The 21,049-nt window shown below is 62.5% G+C and carries 17 protein-coding genes; 11 read left to right on the forward strand and 6 right to left on the reverse strand.

All coding sequences use genetic code 11. The annotated features are described in order from the left end of the window. Nucleotides 1-26 precede the first annotated feature (26 nt). From ACQY7R_RS17230 to ACQY7R_RS17270, 9 genes are all read left to right on the forward strand, one after another. Nucleotides 27-1,460: an arylsulfatase gene (locus ACQY7R_RS17230; protein WP_428306804.1), complete on the forward strand. Its 1,434-nt coding sequence runs from the start codon at nucleotides 27-29 to the stop codon at nucleotides 1,458-1,460. Between the two features lie 181 nt (nucleotides 1,461-1,641). After that, nucleotides 1,642-2,463: a lysophospholipid acyltransferase family protein gene (locus tag ACQY7R_RS17235; protein WP_428306805.1), complete on the forward strand. Its 822-nt coding sequence runs from the start codon at nucleotides 1,642-1,644 to the stop codon at nucleotides 2,461-2,463. Between the two features lie 211 nt (nucleotides 2,464-2,674). Further along, a complete protein-coding gene (locus ACQY7R_RS17240) occupies nucleotides 2,675-2,887 on the forward strand; it encodes a hypothetical protein (protein WP_428306806.1) in 213 nt (70 codons plus the stop codon). A gap of 377 nt (nucleotides 2,888-3,264) precedes the next feature. Next, complete coding sequence (locus ACQY7R_RS17245; RefSeq protein WP_428306807.1) at nucleotides 3,265-3,816, forward strand: sigma-70 family RNA polymerase sigma factor; 552 nt, start codon at nucleotides 3,265-3,267, stop codon at nucleotides 3,814-3,816. A gap of 9 nt (nucleotides 3,817-3,825) precedes the next feature. Continuing rightward, a complete protein-coding gene (locus ACQY7R_RS17250) occupies nucleotides 3,826-5,727 on the forward strand; it encodes a LamG-like jellyroll fold domain-containing protein (protein ID WP_428306808.1) in 1,902 nt (633 codons plus the stop codon). A 215-nt stretch (nucleotides 5,728-5,942) separates the two neighbouring features. Further along, entirely contained in the window at nucleotides 5,943-7,013 is a 1,071-nt protein-coding gene (locus tag ACQY7R_RS17255; RefSeq protein WP_428306809.1) for a hypothetical protein, read from the forward strand. 110 nt (nucleotides 7,014-7,123) lie between these two features. After that, nucleotides 7,124-8,302, forward strand: coding sequence for a DUF1559 domain-containing protein (locus ACQY7R_RS17260; RefSeq protein WP_428306810.1), 1,179 nt, complete (start codon nucleotides 7,124-7,126; stop codon nucleotides 8,300-8,302). After that, complete coding sequence (locus ACQY7R_RS17265; protein WP_428306811.1) at nucleotides 8,299-8,742, forward strand: hypothetical protein; 444 nt, start codon at nucleotides 8,299-8,301, stop codon at nucleotides 8,740-8,742. Before ACQY7R_RS17260 ends, ACQY7R_RS17265 begins: the two co-directional genes overlap by 4 nt. Nucleotides 8,743-8,972: 230 nt before the next feature. After that, a complete protein-coding gene (locus ACQY7R_RS17270) occupies nucleotides 8,973-9,986 on the forward strand; it encodes a dockerin type I domain-containing protein (RefSeq protein ID WP_428306812.1) in 1,014 nt (337 codons plus the stop codon). A 49-nt stretch (nucleotides 9,987-10,035) separates the two neighbouring features. On the opposite strand, the gene ACQY7R_RS17275 is transcribed toward ACQY7R_RS17270, so the two are convergent. Further along, the gene (locus tag ACQY7R_RS17275) at nucleotides 10,036-10,647 is read right to left on the reverse strand and encodes a hypothetical protein (RefSeq protein ID WP_428306813.1); all 612 of its coding nucleotides are present in this window, start codon (nucleotides 10,645-10,647) and stop codon (nucleotides 10,036-10,038) included. 63 nt (nucleotides 10,648-10,710) lie between these two features. Then, on the reverse strand, nucleotides 10,711-12,336 hold the full coding sequence (locus ACQY7R_RS17280) for an efflux transporter outer membrane subunit (protein ID WP_428306814.1): 1,626 nt from the start codon (nucleotides 12,334-12,336) through the stop codon (nucleotides 10,711-10,713). 701 nt (nucleotides 12,337-13,037) lie between these two features. Here ACQY7R_RS17280 and ACQY7R_RS17285 point away from each other — a divergent pair. After that, on the forward strand, nucleotides 13,038-16,625 hold the full coding sequence (locus ACQY7R_RS17285) for a CotH kinase family protein (RefSeq protein WP_428306815.1): 3,588 nt from the start codon (nucleotides 13,038-13,040) through the stop codon (nucleotides 16,623-16,625). A gap of 178 nt (nucleotides 16,626-16,803) precedes the next feature. On the opposite strand, the gene ACQY7R_RS17290 is transcribed toward ACQY7R_RS17285, so the two are convergent. The 4 genes from ACQY7R_RS17290 to ACQY7R_RS17305 form a co-directional block, all read right to left on the reverse strand. Further along, on the reverse strand, nucleotides 16,804-17,235 hold the full coding sequence (locus ACQY7R_RS17290; RefSeq protein WP_428306816.1) for an acetyltransferase: 432 nt from the start codon (nucleotides 17,233-17,235) through the stop codon (nucleotides 16,804-16,806). A gap of 7 nt (nucleotides 17,236-17,242) precedes the next feature. Further along, nucleotides 17,243-17,641: a VOC family protein gene (locus tag ACQY7R_RS17295; RefSeq protein WP_428306817.1), complete on the reverse strand. Its 399-nt coding sequence runs from the start codon at nucleotides 17,639-17,641 to the stop codon at nucleotides 17,243-17,245. A gap of 218 nt (nucleotides 17,642-17,859) precedes the next feature. Then, a complete protein-coding gene (locus ACQY7R_RS17300; protein WP_428306818.1) occupies nucleotides 17,860-18,732 on the reverse strand; it encodes a GNAT family N-acetyltransferase in 873 nt (290 codons plus the stop codon). Nucleotides 18,733-18,919: 187 nt separating this feature from the next. Continuing rightward, on the reverse strand, nucleotides 18,920-19,126 hold the full coding sequence (locus ACQY7R_RS17305; RefSeq protein WP_428306819.1) for a hypothetical protein: 207 nt from the start codon (nucleotides 19,124-19,126) through the stop codon (nucleotides 18,920-18,922). A 476-nt stretch (nucleotides 19,127-19,602) separates the two neighbouring features. Between ACQY7R_RS17305 and ACQY7R_RS17310 the strand changes: the two genes are divergently transcribed. After that, the gene (locus ACQY7R_RS17310) at nucleotides 19,603-20,751 is read left to right on the forward strand and encodes a class I SAM-dependent methyltransferase (RefSeq protein WP_428306820.1); all 1,149 of its coding nucleotides are present in this window, start codon (nucleotides 19,603-19,605) and stop codon (nucleotides 20,749-20,751) included. Nucleotides 20,752-21,049 lie beyond the last annotated feature (298 nt).

Here is a 21,049-nt window from a genome sequence, read left to right on the forward strand (position 1 = left end):
CTAGGGTGCGTTGCTTGCTTCTCGGTGTGTTCGCCATCGCTTGGTTGCCATGCACCAGCGTGCAAGCCGCGGAACCAGCCGGCAAGCATCCCAACATCATCCTCATCATGGCCGACGATCTCGGCCGCGGCGAGCTCGGCTGCTACGGCCAAACAAAAATCAAAACGCCCCGCATCGACGCACTTGCCCGTCAGGGAATGCAGTTCACCGATTTCTACTCCGGCTCGCCCTTGTGCGCCCCGTCGCGCTGCACGCTGATGACCGGCCGCCACACCGGCCATAGCTTCATCCGCGACAATGGCGAATCAGGCCATTGGGATTGGGTCGCGGAGAAGTACGACACCCCTTTCACCGGCCAGCGCCCCATTCCCGACGACACGGTCACCCTCGCAGAACTCCTCCACAATCGCGGCTACGCCACCGCCGCGACCGGCAAGTGGGGCCTCGGCCACTATGGCACCACCGGCTCGCCGACCACGCAAGGTTTTGATCTCTTCTACGGCTACTACTGCCAGCGGCACGCCCACAACCACTATCCCGCGTTCCTCTGGCGCAATGGCGAGAAGGAAACACTTGCGGGCAACACAGGCGAAGATGCGCTCGGCGCCATTCACTCGCACGACAAGTTCCTTGAGAACGCGAAGGCCTTCATCCGCGAACATCGCGACGGGCCGTTCTTCCTCTACATGCCGGTGATCATCCCGCACCTTGCCATCCAAACAACGGAGCAGGAACTCGCAAAGTACGACGGCATGCCGGAGTCGCCGCACAAGAAGCAGAGCCACTATGCCGAGCATCCCCGCCCGCACGCCGGTTACGCGGCGATGGTGAGCCAGCTCGACACCGGCGTCGGCGAGATCGTCGACCTGGTCGCCGAACTCGGCCTCGATGACGACACGATCATCCTGTTCACCAGCGACAACGGCCCGACCTACGATCGCGCCGGCGGCGCCGACTCCGACTTCTTTGATTCCTCCGCCGGCCTCCGCGGTCGAAAGAAAGAGGTCTACGAGGGGGGTATCCGCATCCCGTTGATCGCCCGTTGGACCGGCAAGATCAAGGCCGACAGCACCGAGACGGCTCCTGCGGCAATGTGGGACCTGCTGCCGACGCTTTGCGATGTCGCCGGCGTCAAGCCGCCGACCGACATCGACGGCGTCGACCTGCTGCCGGTCCTCCTTGGCGAGGCTCAACCAAGAACCGACCGCGACTTCTATTGGGAACTCCCCAACAACAGCGGCGTCCAAGCCGTCCGCCACGGCAACTGGAAAGGCGTCCGCACCGGCCTCCTCCAAGGCCCGCAACCGTGGCAACTCTACGACCTCGCCGCCGACCCCAAAGAAACCACCGACGTCGCTGCCAAGCATGCCGACGTGGTGGCGAAGATCGACGCGATCGCCCGCGAATCGCACGTCCCGTCGAAAGAGTTCCCCTTCCCGACGCTCGACGCGGCAAACTAGCTCTCGCGAAAGCAGTCCGCATTGCTTCCTGAATTTGCTTGGCGATCTGGGCGTCCTTGGCGATTACCTGGAGGCCCTGCGGCGGACGAATCGCAGTGGCGGCCGAGCGCATTCTGCGCGATAATTACGTTGCCGGCCTCAGGATGGGCCGTTGTTCTCGCCACGCTCGCCGGTCCGTTCCATGTCGCAAGCCACCGCCTCTCCTGCCCCGCTCACCAATGGCCTGAACATCGTCGACGGCGCCTACCGCACGCCGCCCGGTCGCGCCTCGGCGTTGGCTCGGCTCACCCCGTCGTTGCAGTTTTATCAGAGCCTCTACCGGAATATCTTCCGCTCGAGCGCGATCGCGCGACGCGGCCGCTACGACGATCAGGCCTGGATCGATACCAGCACGCGGATTCTCCATGCACTCGAGCGAGTGGGGTGCCAGTTCGACATCACGGGGCTCGACAACGTCGCGAAGCTCGAAGGCCCCTGCCTGATCGTCGGCAATCACATGAGCAGCCTCGAAACGGGCGTGCTGCCGGCGCTGATCCGTCCGCTGAAGCCGGTCACCTTCGTCGTGAAGCAATCGCTGCTCGACTACCCCGTCTTCAAGCATGTGATGCGCGCCCGCAACCCGATTGCCGTCACGCAAACCAATCCGCGCGCCGACTTGAAGACGATGCTCACCGAAGGCGCCGCGCGGCTCGCCGCGGGGACGTCGATCATCGTCTTCCCGCAAGGAGCCCGCCGGCCGACGTTTGATCCGGCGACGTTCAACTCGATCGGCGTCAAACTGGCCGAACGGTCGAACGTGCCGATTATTCCGCTGGCGTTGCACACCTACGCCTGGCCGCTCGGCTGGCCCGTCAGCGACTTCGGCAAGCTGAACCCCTCCCTGACCGTCCATTTCGCGTTTGGCGAGCCGCTATGGGTCGACAGCCGCGGCGCCGCCGCGAACGGGGCTCTCATCGACTTTATCCAGTCGCACCTACGCCAATGGGGCGTCGAGACTCTCTGATCCCCCCGTTCGGCGGGATGAGCTAAGGTTTCCCAGTGACCGAGGCGGCAAGTTCCGCACGCCGATTGCTACAAGTCGGTAACAATTGGGCCGCGCCTCGCGCTGCATCCGTATAGCAATGGCAGCTCGCGCGTATCCTGTCGTTCCCCGAGCGGCTATGGGCATCGCGGACGGCTACGATTTTACCCAGGCACTTTTGGAGACTCGAATCATGCTTCGCAAAACGATCCTTGGCTTGTTCGTCGTGGCCGCCGTCGCCGGCTTGGCTAACTGCAGCTCGGCCAACCCCGTCAGCAAAAACAATCCCTACCGCAGCTTCAACATCAGCGGCGTCAACTACGGCTCGATGAACTGGGAACGCTCGCACGGCAACCGCTCGTCGTCGCGCAGCTTCCGCTCGGGCGGCATGTTCCGCGGCCGGTAAGACTTCGCCTGAATATTTACTCACGCAAAGGCGGATCCCGCTCGTCGGGATCCGCCTTTTTTTGTTTCTGCAGGCTCTACCCGCGAGACAGTTCATCATCCCGCGCGGGCTCTACTTGCGTGATTCCACCACGCCAAACCTCCGGCAACGTTGGTAAACTGCCCAGCGCAGGAAGCTCGGGCTCGGCCCCCAGCTTCTCGTCATCTAGCCTCCGCCAAATTCCGTAACCCGTTACGACGGCGGCCCTTACTTCTCTCCGCCAAAACCACGCAAAAAAAGTGCGTAAGGTTTTGGCACGATTGGTGAAGTTCTTATAGCGGAACTTCTCGACGCACTCCTCCCAGCTTTTCGCCGCGGCCCTGCGCCCGATCCCTGCAATGGACGACGCCAGCACAATTTCCACCGCCCAAGCGCGGCAGTTGAGCATCTTGTGGACGAAAGCCCACCCGATCGTCTCGACGTATTTCCGCGCTTCGCTGTGCGACTTCCACCAGGCCGAAGACCTGCTGCAAGAAACCGCCGCCGCCGCTGCGGAAAACTTCACCAACTACGATCCCAGCCGGTCGTTCACCGCCTGGGTGCTCGGCGTCGCCCGCCACAAGCTGCTGCAGCACCACCGCACCCATGCTAAGGACCGCCACGTTTTCGACGACGACGCGATTCTGAAGCTGGCCGACGTCTACGCCGACATGGAGTCGGAAATCTCGGCGATGCACACAGCGCTCGAAAGCTGCATCGAACGCGTCGAAGGCCGCCCGCGGAAACTCCTCGAAATGCGGTACGTCCGCGAGCTGACACCCCGCAAGATCGCCACGATGACCGGCATGAACTCCAACGCCGTCTCGGTGATGCTCCACCGCGTTCGCCGCGCCCTTCGCGATTGCATCGAACGCCAAACCTCCGCCCAAGCCAAGCCGCGGCCTCTCTAAAGACCTTCTATGCGCGATTACGCCGAACTTCTGAGCGCCTACTTCGACGACAGCCTGACGGTTGCCGAGGCCGAAGTGCTGCGCGACTGGCTGAAGGCGAGCCGAGCCAACATGCGGACGTTCGTGCGGGCCTCGGTCATCCACAGTCGCCTCCGCGACGTGATGATGCAGCACGACATGCGGAGTCTCGTTTTCGAAGGCGCCTTCAACGACACCATCGACCCTGACCATATCGCCAGCCTGCTCGACGAAGAAGAAGCAACCTCCAGTCGCCGCGCCATCGAAGCTGAGGAACAAGCGCACCGTGAAGCGTTGGCCGCAGCCCGCCGGGCCGAGCAGCTCGACCGCAAATCGCTCCGCATCGAGGAACCCCGCTTTCCGCACATGCGGGTTTACGCCGCGGTCGCCGCCGTGGCTGCGGTGTTGTTGCTAGCGTTCAACGCATTTGCGCCGACCGCCTCGACCTCTCAAGACCCAACGGTTGCCGAGGCGCCCGCCCCGGAACAGTTGCCGGTGATCGCCGCCGTCGTGAACGCATTCGACGCCCGGCTGCGACGCAATGATGCCGCGATTACCGTCGGAGCGGAGCTTCCCGCTGGCTCCGTCGTCGTCGAACGGGGCGTCGCTGAGTTGCGGTTCACTTCCGGCGTCTCGATCGTCGTGGAAGGTCCGACTGAAATCGAAATTCTCACGCCCGATCGCGCGAAGCTCGTCAACGGTCGCGTCGTGGTGCGGGTGCCGCATGAGGCATTGGGCTTCACCCTACACTCCGCGGCGGCGTCGTTCATCGATCTGGGGACGGAATTCGGCGTCGAGGTTCTCGAATCGGGCCGAGCGAACATCCACGTGCTCGACGGCGAGGTCGCCTTCGTCGCCGGCAAGGGCGCCAAGCCGAGCCGAACGCTGCAACGCGGCGTCGCCGCTGAACTCAGCGTGAAGGGAATCGCGGAAGACGTCGCGTTCGATGAACTCAAGTTCGTCCGCCGCGTTCCCGCATCCGCCTACGAGTTAGCCGTTCTCAAGAGCCGCCCGCTCGCCAGCTGGCGACTGGGGAACGTGGAACCGAATGAAACGTTGAAAAGCGAAGGCCAACTGGCGCTCGATTCAGCCGTCAACCCAGGCATATTCGCCGTCGACAATCGGGAACGCGGCCTCTCGCCACCGGCGCCCGCCGTGGTCGCACAGTTCGAAGGCGATCACGACGGCATCGACGTCGAGGAAGACAAAGCGCTCGGCGCCGTCGCCGACTGCACCTACGAGGCATGGGTGCTGCCTCAGTCCGCAGTCGGCCCGCAGCGTATTTTCTCCACCTTCGATCGCCCGCGCAGCGGCATGGCGCTCGGCGTCGTCAACGGAGGTTGGTACCAGTTTGGCGACGACGACCTCCGTTTGCACTTCACTGTCTACGGCAAGTACGACTGCGTCTCGGCGGCGCATCTTGAGCCCGGGAAATGGGTCCACGTCGCCGTCACGGTCGACGCCGCCGGCACGCCCCGCCTTTATCTCAACGGTTCCGCCGCGGAAATTCGCTTCCGCCCGCTCACCGTCATTGAAGAAAACAACGACTCGCAAGATATGGATCCGCTGGACTTCCTCGCCCAACAGGATCGCGAAGCGCAGAAAGCGGCAACGCCCGTCGAATGGCTCACGACGCGCGAGACTCCGGTCGGCTTGGCAACGGCAGGACGCGCTCGCCTCGGCCGCAACCCCTCCGGCGCTGACGGCGACATCTCGCCGGAACGCTGGCAAGGCCAGCTAGCGAGCGTCGCTGTCTACGACCGCGTGCTCAAGCCCGAAGAACTCAGCCGGCACTTCGCAGCAACCAAAGACACCACGACGAATCACCGTAGCGATCAAGACTCGGCTGATGCGGAGGCGCCGCAGCCGGCTCAAGGCAACTCGACTCTATGACCACGCGACGTACCGAAAGTTTCATCACGAACAATCGACGCCGTCCCTCGCCCGAATCGAGCTGGGGGGCAGTTCGCCCAGGCGGGGGCGGCGTTTAGCAACCATCTTGTCTAGGCCGACGCGATCTCGCCTCGGCAAGTTTTTGAAGTAGACGATCCAGGCACAATTTTTGTCACGAAAATTCGAGTCATTTATTCACGATTGAGGGAAGCACGATGTCGATGCAACGATTGAAGTTGGGATTGCTCGCCTCCGCCGCGGTTATCTTGACCGCCTCGAGCGCCGCCGCTCAAACCCCTGGGTTCTTTACCGGCTTCGAAGCTGAAGTCGGCCCGGGCAATCCGGTCGCCTACACTACAGGCTCACTGATCCTGCAGGATGGTTGGGATCTCGGATCCGCCGCACGCTCGCCGCGCGTGCAGACGGCCGCCGAAATCGCCGCCGAGCTCACGACGGCTGGCCTCAACGTCGGTCAAACAACCCACAGCGGCAACAGCGCTCTGCTCGTCTCCAAAGAAAACATCAACGTCGAGTCAAGCGGGTACTTTGTCCGCGACGTCTTCACCGGCCTGGAAAGCGAAACCAAAGTCACCGTCAACTTCTGGGCGCGGCCGCTGACCTCGGGCCTCGGAGCCGACCCGGCCGGCACGCCCGCGGGCAATAACAAAACGATCGGCGAACGCCAAGGCAACATGTTCATCGGCATTGCCGACAACAACGAAGTTCGCGCCGCAGCCGTCCGCTTCGGCGTCGACACGTCGGGCGCCGACCCGTACACCAACGTGCTCGAGCGGCACATCGACTTCGCCAGCGCCAGCGCCGGCGCCGCGGTGTGGGTGAAGTCGGGTCAGCTCTGGACCGCCGACTCGTGGTACAACTTCAAGTTCAAGATGGATTACACGACGAAAACATATGATTTCTTCGTCAACGGCACGAAAGCCAACGCTGATCCGATCCGCTTCTACACCGAAACGTCTGCAGCCGCTCAACGCTTCTTCGTCTCGCGCGGCACGAACCAAGCCGGGTCGATCATCGACGACATCAGCGTGATGCCGACGTCGGCTGTGCCTGCCACCCCTGGCGATTTCAACGCCGACGGCTTAGTCAACGGCGCCGATTTCCTCCTCTGGCAGCGCGACACCGCGGTCGGCAGCCTCGACGATTGGAAGGCCAACTTTGGCGCTGGCGCGACGGTTGCGATCGGCGCCGTTCCCGAACCGGCTACCGCAGCCTTGGCTGTCGCCGCAGCGATCGGTCTGGGCGTCGTCGGCCGCAAACGCCGCTAAGCGCAGCAACCGTCTCCACCTGGGGAGGCCGATCGAGAGTCGCCGACGCGGCCCTCGATCGGTCTACCTTGCTGATCAATTCTCGATATTTCGTCGATTTGGAATCTGCTATGAAACGTCGTCCTCAACAGTCGTCCGGCATTCGACTCGGCTTCACGTTGGTTGAGTTGCTGGTCGTCATCGCCATCATCGGCGTCCTGGTGGCGCTGCTGCTTCCTGCCGTCCAGGCGGCGCGAGAAGCGGCCCGCCGTTCGCAGTGCGTCAACAATCTCAAGCAGGTGATGTTGTCGATGCACAATCACGAGTCGGCCAAACGCGCGTTCCCTTCGGGCGGCATTGGTCCTTGGCCGAGAATTGAGGATTTCTTGACAGACTCCAAGCCCGGCGTCGAGAACGTAGGGACGTCTGGAACTCCCTTGGGCCCCGATCGGCAAGGATTAAGTTGGGCGTTCCAGATTCTTCCCTATCTGGAAGCTCAAGCGATTCAAAATATCAAGACGACGGCGCAACTTGAGCAGTCTGACGTGGCAATGTACCACTGCCCTTCGCGGCGTCCTCCGACGCGTTCGCTGGGCGCAGGGCCCTACCTCATGGACTATGCCGCGGTGGTGCCGCTCAACACCGCCGCCGAAATGGGAACGCTCTACAACACGGCAATTCAACTGTCGCCCGACTGGGGAACCAAGGGGTGCCAATTGCAGCAGATGTGGGGTAGCAATGGCGGCGGTCCCCGCTTCATGATCAACGGCGACGGCACGCCCACGATCGACCAAGAAACGACGAGCGGTACTACGGCCAATTCTCTTGCCAGTAAGAGCAAAGGCTACTCTCCGGCCATGGGCGTCATCGTCCGCTCCAACAACTGCGCGCGTTGCTCGACCGGCAAACAGGAGACTGGCTTCTATACTCGTATTGGCTTCAACCAGATTTCGGACGGATCGAGCAACACGCTCGTCATCAGCGAGAAGCGGCTCGAACCGCGACTCTACGAAGGGGGCGCCGGCCACGACGATCGCGGTTGGTCGGATGGGTGGGACTTCGATACGCTCCGCACGACAATCTGTCTGCCCGAGTCCGATCAAGACTACGAACCGCCCGCGGGCAGCGGCACAAATCCGAAAGCGGGCGCCGTCGCGTACTCCTTCGGTTCGGCCCACGCCGCCGGCATCGCTGGCGGGTTCGCCGACGCCTCGGTGCGAACCATCGGCTACGGCATCGACGTCGTGGTGTTCAATTACCTCGGCCACCGGGCCGATGAGCAGAACATCGATGCGGGGAACCTCCAGTGAAAGCCTGTAGCGTTCGTCTTTGCCTCGTTCCGCTCGCCATTGGCTTAGCGGCGCTCGCTGGCTGCGGGGGAAGTTCCGGCGGCGGAAAAGTGAAAGAGCATGCGCACGCCCGCGCGATTGCCTCACTCTACTTTAGCGCCACCTCGGCACTCGGCGGCCCGCCCGCGAACGAAGCAGCGTTCAAGGAGCAAATCGCCAACGTCAAGCCAGACCTGAGCATCCTTGATGTGGGCAGCATCGACGAATTGTTCGTCTCCGACCGCGACGGGCAGCCGCTGGTCATCAACTACGGCCCCGCGGCGAAGGCCAACGGCGGCATCGTCGTTTACGAACAGACCGGTAAGGACGGCATCCGCTTCGTCGGCAACACCAGCGGACAGGTTCAAGAGGCGGACGCGGCTCTGTTTGCCAAACTCGTCCCCAAGCCTGCAGCGCCCTAGCAATTGCCAGCCCGCAGGCGCCGAGCCAGGCCTGTCCGCACCCGCTGCAATTGTGCGGCAGACCGCACGCACAAGCGGCCGCTTAACTGCTGGCAGGCGGACAACGCCCTCGTCAATTGCCATTGCCTCGCGCGGCTCGGCCTGAAAAAATCCTCCGCCCGCAGGTCGCCGGACGATGCTCCCGGCCTGCCGACTCTTCTTCCGGAACGAGAAGTGCGGAGTTGATTTTCATGAGCCGAGTTTTCACCTGGACCGCGTCCGCTGCGCTAGCCGTCGGGCTGCTGCCGGCGACGGCCGAAGCCAGTTCGGTCTACGCCGAGTACCACGCCGGCCCCACGACCCCGACGAGCACCCCCGCCAAAGTTTGGAGTCCCGAACTGTGGGGTTGGTACGACCTCAACAGCGGTGCAATCGGCCCCGCCGGCGTCGGGACGGTCAATACGGGCGGCTCCGGCCTCAACGCCTGGCGCGTCACCGATCAACGCGCCTCTCTGCCGAACTCGATTTACGTCACCGATTTTCTTTCGCCCGACCTGACGCGAATCGCCGTCAACGGTTGGCGCATGAGCAGCACGATCCGTTACGTCAACGATTTCGGCGGCGGGCCGAACCTCGGCATGTCGGCCTTCCTCGGCGGCCGCGCCTACCACATGATGCTCGACCTGACCGCTGGCGGCGATCTCCGCGTCACGCTTCACGACGAGACGACGCGCTCGTATCAACTCACAAACAACGGACTCGGTACGGCCGCGCTCCATCGTTTTCAGTTCATCAACACGCCGCAGACGGCGACAGTTGCGTTCTCCGTCGACGGCGTGGTCCTCGACAGCACCTGGGACGGGATTTTGCTCGCCAACCACCCCAGCAACGTCCAGTGGGGAAACAGCGATCAGGCGGGCGCCAACCTCGGCGTGGCGGACTACCAGGAAGTCCTATTCGAAATCGGCCCGTTCAATGAGTCGCGCGGCGACTTCAACGGCAACGGCATCGTCGATGGCGCCGATTTCATCATCTGGCAGAACTCGGCGTCGCAGCCGTTCGATCTTAGCGCCGACGCCAACGGCGACGGCCGCGTCGACGGCGCCGACCTCGCGATCTGGCGAGCCAATTTCGGCGCACCAGCAGCCGGTGTAACCGTCAGCGAAGTCCCCGAGCCCATGCCGGCGGTTCTACTCGCTGCCGGCGGTCTCGCTTGCGTTGTGACGCAGCGAGTATGGCGGCGAACAGTGCTCGCGGCTTCGTAGAATGCCTTCTATCGACGGGCGGAGCCCGGGGATAGAGAGGCGATGCAATCTAGTGCGTGATGCACGGCCCACGCGCTGGCCACGGCGTATACAACGGGCACGGTTCCGACTTCCGGCACGGTCCGCACGGACCGCACAGCGGCTTCGGAAAGTTGCACGGCATCGGCTTCGCGCAGTAGTCGTCGCACGTGCAGTTGTAGCACGGGTTCGGACATGGCATCGGCTTTGAGCAGTAGCAATCGGGACAGCACTTGTAGCAGCAATCGACGCACGGCATCGGCTTGCCGCAGTACGGCGGGCACAAGCAGAGGTAGTGCGGAGTGAAAGGAGCTCCCACGCCGGCTGGCTGCATCGCGGCAGGTTGATTCACGACCGGTGCGGCAGGCGGCGACGCGGGAACAACGGGGGCCGTAGGAGCGACCGGCGGCGTCGGCTGCAGCATGGCCACACGCTGGCTCGATTCCTTTCGCATGATCGACGATTCGTTCCGCCGCAGCGGGCTCCGCTCGGCGCTCGCCTTCACCACGAGCGTCGTCGTCGGCTGCTGCAGCGTGATCGGCTCCTCGCCGTACGCCCGCCGCCCAGCCGCCGCCACGGCGATCGTCACCGCGAGGATCGCCAGCACCGCAGTCCGCGACTTCAAGATCGATTCAATCGACATACGCTACGCTCCAACCAACTCACAGCATCTAATCACCGATCACTGATCACCTAGCCTGCCGCCTTACTTCACTTCCGGCAGTTCGCTCTGCCCGTTGAACTTTTCAGGCAAATCGATCGCCGGCGTCGGCTCCAACGCAGGGTCTCCATCCGCCTCGTCCGTCGCGGCGTTTGGATCGACTGGCGTCGGCACGTTGGCTCCATCGCCGTTGACCTGCTCCGGTTGAATCTCTTCCACCGGCGGCAGCTCGATTGGCGGGGCCCCGTTCAAGCGAATCTGCCAACCGCCGCCTAAGGCCCGGTTGATTTCCACTAGGCTGCGGGCCACGGTCCCTTCGGACACCGCAAGGGCGTCTTGTTGTTGCACGAGGAAGAGTTCGGCGACGAACACGCGACCGAAGTCCGCCTGACCGCCTTGGTACAACTCGTTCACGAGGTCACGCGATTGAGCCGCCGCGGCGACGCCGGTCCGCAAGATGCGAACCTGCTCCTGAGCTTGCAAGAACTGGACGATCGCGTCTTCCGCTTCGCGATTCGCATCGAGCACCGTTTGTTGGTACTGCGACACTTGTTGCATGAAGCGGGCTTCTTCCGCGGCGACCAAGTTGCGAATACGGCCGTAGTTGAAAATATTCCAGCTGAACGTCGGGCCGACGTTGCCGCCCGTAGCGCTCGACAGGAACAAGTTTTGGAACTGGCTGGCTCGGACGAAGATCTGACCGGTGATCGAGAACGCCGGGTAGAGGTCGGCTTCGGCGACGCCGATCAACGCACTTTGTTGAGCGACCAACCGTTCCTGGCGACGGACGTCGGGACGACGGCGAACCAGGTCGGCCGGGATGCCGAGCACCACTTCCGCGGGCGCCGTCGGGATCGGACGGATGCCGCCCGGACCAGCGAGCACCGCCTTGATGTCTTGCGGCGGCATGCCCATGAGCGTGCAGAGGCGGTTCTCAGCACGACGCAGGTCGGCTTCGAACTGCGGAATCGTCGCTTCCGTTTGCGACACGTTCGTAACAGCTTGCGACACGTCGAGCTGGCTCGACACGCCCGCTTGTTGTTTGTCTTCAGCCAAACGCAGCGAGCCGCTCTGGCTCTCGACGTTTTGGCGAGCGTAACGGAGCCGTTGTTCCAGCGTCCGCACGTCGACGTACGCCGAAGCGACGTCGGCGATCAGAATCACGAGTACGTCGTCGTAATCTTCAATCGACGCGTCAAGCTGCGCGTCGGCCGCTTCGATCGACCGGCGGAACTGACCCCAGAAGTCGAGTTCCCACTGGAACTGCGTGCCCAAGGTCCAAACGCTGAACTCGCGAGAGATGCCTGGCAAACCGCCGCCGCCGCCGCCGGTGAACCCAACCTGCTCGCTCAACAGGTTACGTTGGTAACCGCCGAAGCCTGTTTGCGATTGCGGGAACAGATTGCCGCGAGCATACGCATCGAGCGCGCGGGCTTCCATGACGCGGAAACCAGCCTGCCGCAGCGTGAGGTTTTGCTGCGAGGCGGTCTGAATCAGCTCGTTGAGAATGGGGTCGTTGAACGTCGACCACCACGCCCAGTTGTTCTGCGGCTGGCTGATGACGCGAGCATCCGCGTAATCAATCCAGTGCTCGGCCACAGGCGCGGCCGGCTTGCAGTAGTTCGGGCCGACTTTGAACCCATTCTGGAAGTACTCTTTGCAGCTCGTCATGCAGCCGCTCATGAGCGTCATGCACGAGAGTCCCCAACAAACGGCAACAACCAAGGGATGATGCCGGCGGGAGCCGCTGGCAGGTTGCACCGAGTAACGTCGAAAATCCATTTTCGAGTACCCACGAGGGTCCGGGTCATACAGGCGATGACCAAAATATCGGCAGGGTGGATTAGCCGGGGGCAGCTCGAAACGGCTGTAACACTTGATCCCACTAGGAGATGCGACAAACAACCGGCATAACCGCGCAAGTTTGACAGGCGGTTGAGAGCTTGGGACGACCTTGTGGACGGGCGCGTCCGTCCGGTAGCTGCTAGCAAGAGGAGACAATGCCCCAGCGTCGAGGTCCCGATCCAGAGTGAGCCCATTTGAGCGCGAGCTGCAGGCCGCGCGCCCGGTCAAACGGCTCGTCATCGCTCGAACTTCAAAGCGCTACCGGCATCCCTTCACTATCTCGATGCTCCGCAACAGTAGCTCTCACCCTGCCAACCGCATAGCAAACCCCGTCGCCGCTCCTTACGATGGAGGTCTCCTCGCCGAATTCCCGCGGCCGCGCGAACAGCTAATTCCGCTGGCGTACCTCTTCCTGCACCACCAACACACTGAACTTCATGCGCCAACGGCCTCCCGCTCGCTCATCCGAAAACGCGCGCCGCCTCGGACTCGAACTCCTTGAACCGCGCTGGCCGCTCGATGCGTCGATGCTGCGCATCACGGAGATCGTCGCCTCGAACGACGAGAGCCTCCACGACTACGACGGCGACTCCTCCGATTGGGTGGAGATTTTCAACCCCGGCGCCGAGGCGGTCGACCTGAGCGGGATGAAGCTCACCGACAACGCCAACAATCTCTCGAAATGGACCTTCCCCGCGGGTTCGTCGATCGCCGGCGGCGGCTTTCGGATCGTCTTCGCGTCCAGCAAGAACATGGTGAAGCCGAACGGCGAGATTCATACCAGCTTCAACCTCAGCGCCGACGGCGAGTATCTCGGCCTCGTCGCCGCCGACGGCGTGACGATCATCGACCAGTTCGCGCCAAAGTTCCCCGCCCAAACGGAAGACGTCTCTTACGGTCGCGGGATGACGGCCCTCGGCTCCAGCGTCACCCTCATCGACGCCGGGGCAACCGCGAAGGCTTGGTCGCCGACCTCCAGCGTTTACGACGCGACCTGGACGAGCGTCGGCTTCAACGACGCGGCCTTCAACATCGTCGGCCCCACTGGCCTTGGTTACGAAAACAATCCCGGCGACGCCGTCAACTATGTCGCCGATATCGCCACGACGGTTCCCTCAGGCATCGGCTCGCTCTACGTCCGTATGGCGTTCGATCTCGCCAATTTCTCGGGGATCCATCAGCTCAAGCTGCGGATGAAGTACGACGACGGCTTCCGCGCTTACCTGAATGGCGTGGAGATCGCCGAATCCAACGCCCCCGACGTTACCCGCTGGGACTCGCAAGCAACCGCCGCCCATGACGACGCACAGTCGAAGCTGTACCAGGAGTTCGACGTCAGCGCAGCGATTCCACAGCTCCGCCTCGGCCAAAACGTGCTCGCCATTCACGCCCTCAACCTTGCCGCCGGCAGCGACATGCTGCTGACGCCCATCCTTGTCGGCTTCGGCGCACAAATCACTTCGCCGGAGAACATCGGCTTCTTCGAAACGCCGACGCCTGGTTACGCCAACATCGCCGCACCGACCGCCGGTTTCGCCGCGACCCCGACGTTCAGCGTGCCGCACGGCCTGTACGATGCTGCGCAGCTCGTTTCCATCTTGAGCGCCACCCCCGGCGCCGTCATTGTTTACACCACCAACGGCTCGACGCCCATGGTCAACGCCGCGCTCGTTCCGACGAACGGCACGTTCTACACCGGCCCGATCACCATCACAGCCACGACGACGCTGCGAGCCATCGCGTTCAAGACCGGCTTCAAGCCGTCGTTCATCGAATCGAGCACCTATCTCTTCCTCGGCGACGTGATCAATCAGTCTCCGCTGGGGCAAATCCCCGCCGGCTGGCCTGCGAGCGGCGTCAACGGCCAAGAGATCAACTACGGCATCGATCCCGACATCGTCAACCTGTATGGCGCGCAGGCGATCAAAGACTCGCTGGCGTCGCTTCCTTCGCTGTCGATCACCACCGACTTGGCGAACCTCTTCGACCCGTCGACCGGCATCTACGTTAACGCCTACAACGACGGCCGTAGTTGGGAACGCGCCGCATCGGCCGAACTCCTCAACCCCGACGGTTCGGAGGGCTTTGCCGTCAACGCGGGGCTGCGCATCCGCGGCGGATACAGCCGCAGCGGCGCCAACCCCAAACATTCGCTTCGCCTCTACTTCCGCAGCGAGTACGGCGACGGCAAGCTGGACTACCCGCTGTTCGGCGACGAAGGCGCCAGCGAGTTCGACGTCATCGATCTACGCACCGATCAGAACTACTCCTGGTCGTTCGACGGCAATCCGCTCAACTCGTTCGTTCGCGAAGTATTCGGCCGCGACATGCAGCGCGAACTCGGCGATCCCTACACCCGCAGCCGCTACTACCACCTCTACCTCAACGGCGTTTACTGGGGGATCTATCAAACCCAGGAACGCGTCGAAGAGTTCTACGGCGAGACTTATCTCGGCGGCGACGAAGCCGATTACGACGTCGTGAAGTCAGGTTGGAACGACGGTCTCGGCTATCAGATGGACGCCGGCAACGACGCCGCGTTCCAGCAACTCTACCAATTGGCGCAGAATTTAGCCGTCAACCCGACGACGAACGCGAACAACTACTACACCTTGCAGGGATTGAATCCCGACGGCACGCGCAACCCGTCGCTTCCCGTGCTGCTCGACGCCGACAATTTGATCAACTACATGCTGATCATCTTCTACACGGGCGGCTACGACTCCAGCCTTTCGCGTTTCCTGGGCGACAACCAAGCGAACAACTGGTTCGGCATTTACAATCGCACCGCAGCGGACGAGGGCTTCCAGTTCTTCATTCACGACAACGAGCACTCGCTCGGCGCCGAGGGGCAAGGGCATAGCACGCAGAACATCGATCGCACCGGCCCCTTCAACAACGGCAATCAAAACAGTCTCTACTACTTTAATCCGACCTATCTCCACCAAGACTTATTGTCGCACCCCGAGTACCGACAGCGGTTCATTGAGAAGGTCCAAGAATACTTCTTCAACGGCGGACCGATGACGCCGCAGGCGAGCGTCGCGCTGATGAATCAGCGCATCGCGCAAGTCGAACCCGCCATCATCGCCGAAGCGGCGCGATGGGGAGATTCCAAGGTGGCCGTCCCCTACAACAAATCAACTTGGCAAACCGAGATCAACTGGCTGCGCAACACCTACTTCCGCAGTCGCAGCAGCACGGTGCTGGGACAACTGCGAGCGGATGGTTTGTACGTCGCGATCCCCGCGTTCAGTCTCACGTCCAATCGCGTTCCGTTTGGTTCGCTGCTGTCGCTCGCGTCCGTCGGCGGGGGGAGCATTTATTACACGACCGACGGCCAGACCGATCCGCGGCTGGTCGGCGGCGCGATCAACCCCTCGGCTGCCGTTCAGCCCTACGTTAGCCCATTCGCACTCAACAGCGATGTGACGATCCGCGCGCGCTTCCGCACCTCGACAGGCGCCTGGTCGCCGTTGGTCGAGATGTCGTACACAACCTACCTCGCCGGCGATTACACGGGCGACTCGGTCGTCGACGGGGCCGACTTCCTCGCGTGGCAGCGCACCTACGGCGACGCCGTGACCCCGATCGGCAGCGGCGCCGACGGCTCGCAGGACGGCGTGATCAACAACATCGATCTCGACATTTGGAAAGCTCGGTTCGGCGACGTGGCGCCCAGTGCCACGCCCAGTAGCACCGCTGCCGCCAGCGCGTCAGCCGCTTCGACGCCGTTGTCCGAGGTGTCGCCCGCTGCAGTCGCGTCACTGCTAGCCGAAAACGAGACGCCAACGCTCAGTGCCGCTGCTGCCGACGAGGGCGATTCCCTCACGGTCGACGCCGCCTTCGCCTCTCTTGCGGGCTGGAGGACGGAATCGTCACTGCCGCCGAACGCCCCATTGCTCGCCATCCGCCGCGAACGCTGGTTCGACGCTCCCTCGCGACGGACGCATCACGCATTCGATCAAGCGTGGTCGCCGCGCCTCCGCTCGCAACACACAACCAGTTCTGGCCTTATCGAAGAATTGCCCGCCGACGAGCTCGATGCTTCCGCAGCAACGGAAGTGGAGCTTCAAGAGTTCGACGCCGCATTCGATGCATTGCCGGCGCTCTAGGCTTTGCCCCAAAAGCACGTTTCGAGCGAGTCGCGCCTTCGTCTCCCGGAGGGAGATTCGACAATAGCCCAGCAATGAATTGCTGAGCTATTGTCGGTCGTCCCGCTGGGACGTTGCTTTCGCTTTCGAGCGTTCGTTCCGGCGTTCCAATTCCAATCAAGACGTTTTAGGGCAGAGCCTACTCAACCAAGTGTAACAACGGGAACGGCCGCCCGGCGCTATCAAGCGGCGACCGTCCGCACACGCGAAACCCCATCGCCTCGTAGAATCGCAACGCCGCGGGATTCTGCTCGTTGACGTCCACCGCCAACGGCCCCTTCAACCGTCGGGCGCGCTCGACCAGCATCCGCCCCCCGCCGCGCCGGCTGCTGCTCGGCGCGATATACAGCGCCTCTAGCTTGGCGCTATCGAGCCCCATGAAGCCGAGCAGCTCGCCATCGTCGCCGCACAGCACCCATAGTTCCAGCGCCGGCAACGCCGCATCCCGCACTTCCGGCCGTAGCGCCGCGATATCTTCCTCGCTCAAGAAAGCGTGAGTCGCCCGCACCGACGCCTCCCAGATTTCGAGTAGGCGATCCCAGTCGGCCGGCGTTCCTTCACGAAGGTGCATCTGTTTTTCAATCGTCAATCGTGGCCGTGGTTTGGTTCGCAATCTCAACCAGATTTCCGTCCGGGTCGCGCACGTAGACCGAACAGATAGGCCCCATCGCGCCCGTTCGTGCGACTGGCCCCTCGACGACTGCGACGCCGCAGGCTGAGAGATGCGCAATCACTTCGGGCAACGGCACGTCGGTCAGGAAGCAAAGATCCGCCGACCCCGGCGTCGGCCGCGCAGCCTTCGGTTCGAACTCGCGTCCCGCTTCATGCAGATTAATCTTCTGCGCACCGAACGCGAGCGCCCGCCGACCTTCGCCGAAGGTGACCGCCGTCATCCCGAGTGCCGTCGCATAGAACGCGAGCGTCGCTTCAATGTCGACGACAGTCAGCACCAGGTGGTCGAGTGAAGAAATTTGCATCCCGCTATTGAAGCGGAACCAAACAAGAATCACCAGCCTCAGTCGCTCTACATTCCCGGAGGCCGCTGGCCTCCGGCTATTTCCCTTCGTCAAATCACCCAGAATAATCTTCGTCGGCTCACCGAGATCCAGCGCAAACGTCTCACGGTGAACAGTTCGTCAAACAAGCTCGACTAGTGCACACGCCCCGCCGCGCAACGACCTCTGCTCTGAATTCGTCACCCCAGTTCGAACGAAGTCACGCCAAACAACTTCGCCAACTCGACCTGAGGAGCGGCGCCCGTATACATCCGCGCCGTCTCAAACACCGGCGTCATCCCTAACTCACGCGCCAACTGCACCGCCGCATGGTTCGGCTCCGGCACATCCAGAAATAGCGTCGCCCCCTGCCCCGCATGCGCGGCGGCCGCAGCATAGAGTTGCCGCGCCACGCCGAGATCATCAGCCGCCAACGGCCCGATCTTCCAACCGTGCCGACAAGGCCGCACGACGACGAACCCACGCACGCCATTCGCATCGACCGCCGCCCAAGCACCGGCCTGCAACTGCGGCAGCCACGCCGCGAGAAACTCTTCGCGCGACGCCGGAAAGACCGTCCGGTCGTACGCGGCGACATCACTCAGCGCGACTTCGCTCATCGGCACGATCTCGCAGCGCGACGGCGTTTGACCGAGGACGCTCCCCTCGCTAACAGCGGTTCCCTGGTAACGCACATTGCGATGCGCCAACCGAAACCCCGACTTGGCATAGTTCGCCTGCTGCGCCACCACGCCGTCGAGCCCAACGTTCCGCCCAGCCAGCCGCTCCATCGCCGCGCGCCACAACTGCATCCCATATCCGCGTCCGCGCACGTCCGGCCGCACGATGTAAAACCCAATAAACCCAAACGCGTCGCCATAGCGCACCGCCGAGATCGTCCCAATCGCCTCGCCGGCCAGCTCCCCCACCAAAAAGCCGCCACCATCGGTGGCGAAAAAACACTCCGCATCACGCAACCCCGGATTCCAACCTTCCCGCGCCGCCCAATCGAGCGGCAACGCCATCTCGTCACGTCCCAGCGCCCGAATCTGCAGTTCACCATCCATAGCCATCGCCCATTGAACCTGCTCAACACCGGCGACAATTTTACCCGCCGCGAACGCGTCTTCACCAGCGGAAATTTCTGGAAACTTTATTGCTGATTTCGGCCACTGACTTTGCTAGGCTGAATGCCACACACTGAACACACGAACACACCCGATGAAAACTTTAAATCGAGAAGGCGGGGCGCACTTAAGCTCAGTCGCTCCTCGCCTCCAAGTCAGGATCATCGAAAGCTTTAGGTGGCGGCCGCGTCCCTAATAGCACGAGCCGAGCGAGGGCGTACGTGCCACCAATGATGCTGACGACGCTGGCCAGAAGCATCACCGGAATCATGAACAGAACCATAATGGCGACTGCAATCGGCATCACCACAATGCAGGCCGCCTTATGCCTCGATGCCATGCCTCTCCACTCAGATCGCCCTCTTATCTGCGAGTAAATGAACAGGGAGACAATCGTCGAGGCCACCATGAAATAGAGAATCGCACCTAGCATGCCCCGCATTCTAACTGCATACGCGGGAACGCAAACGCGTCAGAGACAAGCCAGACGACACGCCAACTCCAGCAGCACTAACATCTTAGAATTCTGTCGCCAAAAACGGCCTTCGCGACAAAAAGGCGGCCGGCGACAAAATCGCCGCTCAAAATGAGATTCGTCGTCTCACGATGAACCGCGGCTTGTGCCATCCGCCGCTCACGGCCCACGGCACAACCAACCCGCTGCGCGCCGCCACAGGAAAAGCCCGGGAAAACCAGCTTCCGCTGCGAGCCACAATCAACTGGCACGCCAAATGCAATTCAGCTCCTCCACGATCGCCGAGTTGCCTGCCGGCCATGATCGCACGGTTCACGAAGAGCAGAGGTTAAAGGATTTTCATGGCCACCGCAGACACCATCGTCGACAGCGAACTCGACGACCGCGAGCTTCGTCACGCGATGAACGAACTATCCCGCGAAGAGCAAGACGGCGCTCAGAAAGTGCAAGTCTTCGCCGAACGGCTCCTCAACGTTTACAACGACGCCGCGCTGGCATTGATGATTTCCATCGGCCATCGCACGGGACTGTTCGACAAGCTTGCCGACCTCGATCCATCGACGAGTACCGAAATCGCCGAGGTGACCGGCCTCAACGAGAGATACGTTCGCGAATGGCTCGGCGCCATGACCACCGGCGGCGTTGTTTCGCACAACCCTCACACACATCGATACTGGCTTCCCGCTGAGCGGGCGGCCTTGCTGACCAGGGCCGCGAGCCCCAATAACCTTGCTTCCGTGGCGCAATGGTTCGCGGTCCTGGGCAGTGTTGAAGATAAAATCGTCGACGCCTTCACGCACGGCCAAGGCGTCCCCTATTCCGCGTACGGCCGCTTCCACGAAGTGATGGCCGAGGAGAGCAACCAAACCGTCGTCGGCGGACTCGACGACCACATCCTCCCGCTCGTGCCGGGACTGATTGAAGAATTACATCGCGGCATCGATGCGGTCGACGTCGGCTGCGGGCGCGGCAAGGCGTTGATTCACCTGGCGAAGCGTTTTCGGAACAGCCGCTTCACCGGGGTGGATTGCAGCGAGGAGACGATTCGCGCGGCCAACGCCGAAGCGGCGGAGCTCGGGCTAACGAACCTAAGGTTCGAATGCACCGACGCCGCGAAGTGGGACGCGACCGACGACTTTGACTTGGTCCTGGCGTTCGACGCAATCCACGATCAACCGGCGCCCGACCGCGTATTGGCGAACATCCGTCGCGCCCTGCGAGCCGATGGTTTGTTCCTGATGCAAGACATCGGCGCGGCCAGCTGCGTGCACGGCAACATGAATCACCCCGTCGGTCCGTTCCTCTACACAATCTCCTGCATGCACTGCATGAGCGTGTCGCTGGCCGGCGGCGGCCCGGGCCTCGGCGCCGCGTGGGGCAAGGAACTCGCACTGCAAATGCTCGACGAAGCCGGCTTCAACGACGTCCGCGTCGAACAACTGCCGCACGACATCATCAACTATTACTACGTCGCGTATCCGTCCCCCTAGCCCCGGGCTCCGCCCGGGGGTAAGCCTCCATCCCGATAGACATCGCCATACGTAGCGCTGAATCTCGGGGGAGGAGCACGATGAAAATTGGCCCCGCAAACCACGAGGAACATTAAACAAAACCAACCAAGCCAACCGTAGCCCGCCGCTCTGGCGCCGATGTGGATTCTGGACACCATTGATTGATAAGCATCCTGCGTTTCCAAAGGGGGGCGCAACATCGGCGTCAGAGTGGCGGGCTACGCCAAAGGAACTGGAAGAGGCTTGCCATGTGACGTTGCGAATCTTTCGGAGCGAC

This window comes from Lacipirellula sp. (genome assembly GCF_965279485.1).
Lineage (GTDB): Bacteria > Planctomycetota > Planctomycetia > Pirellulales > Lacipirellulaceae > Lacipirellula.

Coding starts and splice junctions, on each gene's coding strand:
- ACQY7R_RS17235 (WP_428306805.1), top strand. CDS start 1,642: ATGTCGCAAGCCACCGCCTCTCCTGCCCCGCTCACCAATGGCCTGAAC.
- ACQY7R_RS17240 (WP_428306806.1), top strand. CDS start 2,675: ATGCTTCGCAAAACGATCCTTGGCTTGTTCGTCGTGGCCGCCGTCGCC.
- ACQY7R_RS17245 (WP_428306807.1), top strand. CDS start 3,265: ATGGACGACGCCAGCACAATTTCCACCGCCCAAGCGCGGCAGTTGAGC.
- ACQY7R_RS17250 (WP_428306808.1), top strand. CDS start 3,826: ATGCGCGATTACGCCGAACTTCTGAGCGCCTACTTCGACGACAGCCTG.
- ACQY7R_RS17255 (WP_428306809.1), top strand. CDS start 5,943: ATGTCGATGCAACGATTGAAGTTGGGATTGCTCGCCTCCGCCGCGGTT.
- ACQY7R_RS17260 (WP_428306810.1), top strand. CDS start 7,124: ATGAAACGTCGTCCTCAACAGTCGTCCGGCATTCGACTCGGCTTCACG.
- ACQY7R_RS17270 (WP_428306812.1), top strand. CDS start 8,973: ATGAGCCGAGTTTTCACCTGGACCGCGTCCGCTGCGCTAGCCGTCGGG.
- ACQY7R_RS17275 (WP_428306813.1), bottom strand. CDS start 10,647: ATGTCGATTGAATCGATCTTGAAGTCGCGGACTGCGGTGCTGGCGATC.
- ACQY7R_RS17280 (WP_428306814.1), bottom strand. CDS start 12,336: ATGACGAGCTGCAAAGAGTACTTCCAGAATGGGTTCAAAGTCGGCCCG.
- ACQY7R_RS17285 (WP_428306815.1), top strand. CDS start 13,038: ATGCTGCGCATCACGGAGATCGTCGCCTCGAACGACGAGAGCCTCCAC.
- ACQY7R_RS17290 (WP_428306816.1), bottom strand. CDS start 17,235: ATGCACCTTCGTGAAGGAACGCCGGCCGACTGGGATCGCCTACTCGAA.
- ACQY7R_RS17295 (WP_428306817.1), bottom strand. CDS start 17,641: ATGCAAATTTCTTCACTCGACCACCTGGTGCTGACTGTCGTCGACATT.
- ACQY7R_RS17300 (WP_428306818.1), bottom strand. CDS start 18,732: ATGGCTATGGATGGTGAACTGCAGATTCGGGCGCTGGGACGTGACGAG.
- ACQY7R_RS17305 (WP_428306819.1), bottom strand. CDS start 19,126: ATGGCATCGAGGCATAAGGCGGCCTGCATTGTGGTGATGCCGATTGCA.
- ACQY7R_RS17310 (WP_428306820.1), top strand. CDS start 19,603: ATGGCCACCGCAGACACCATCGTCGACAGCGAACTCGACGACCGCGAG.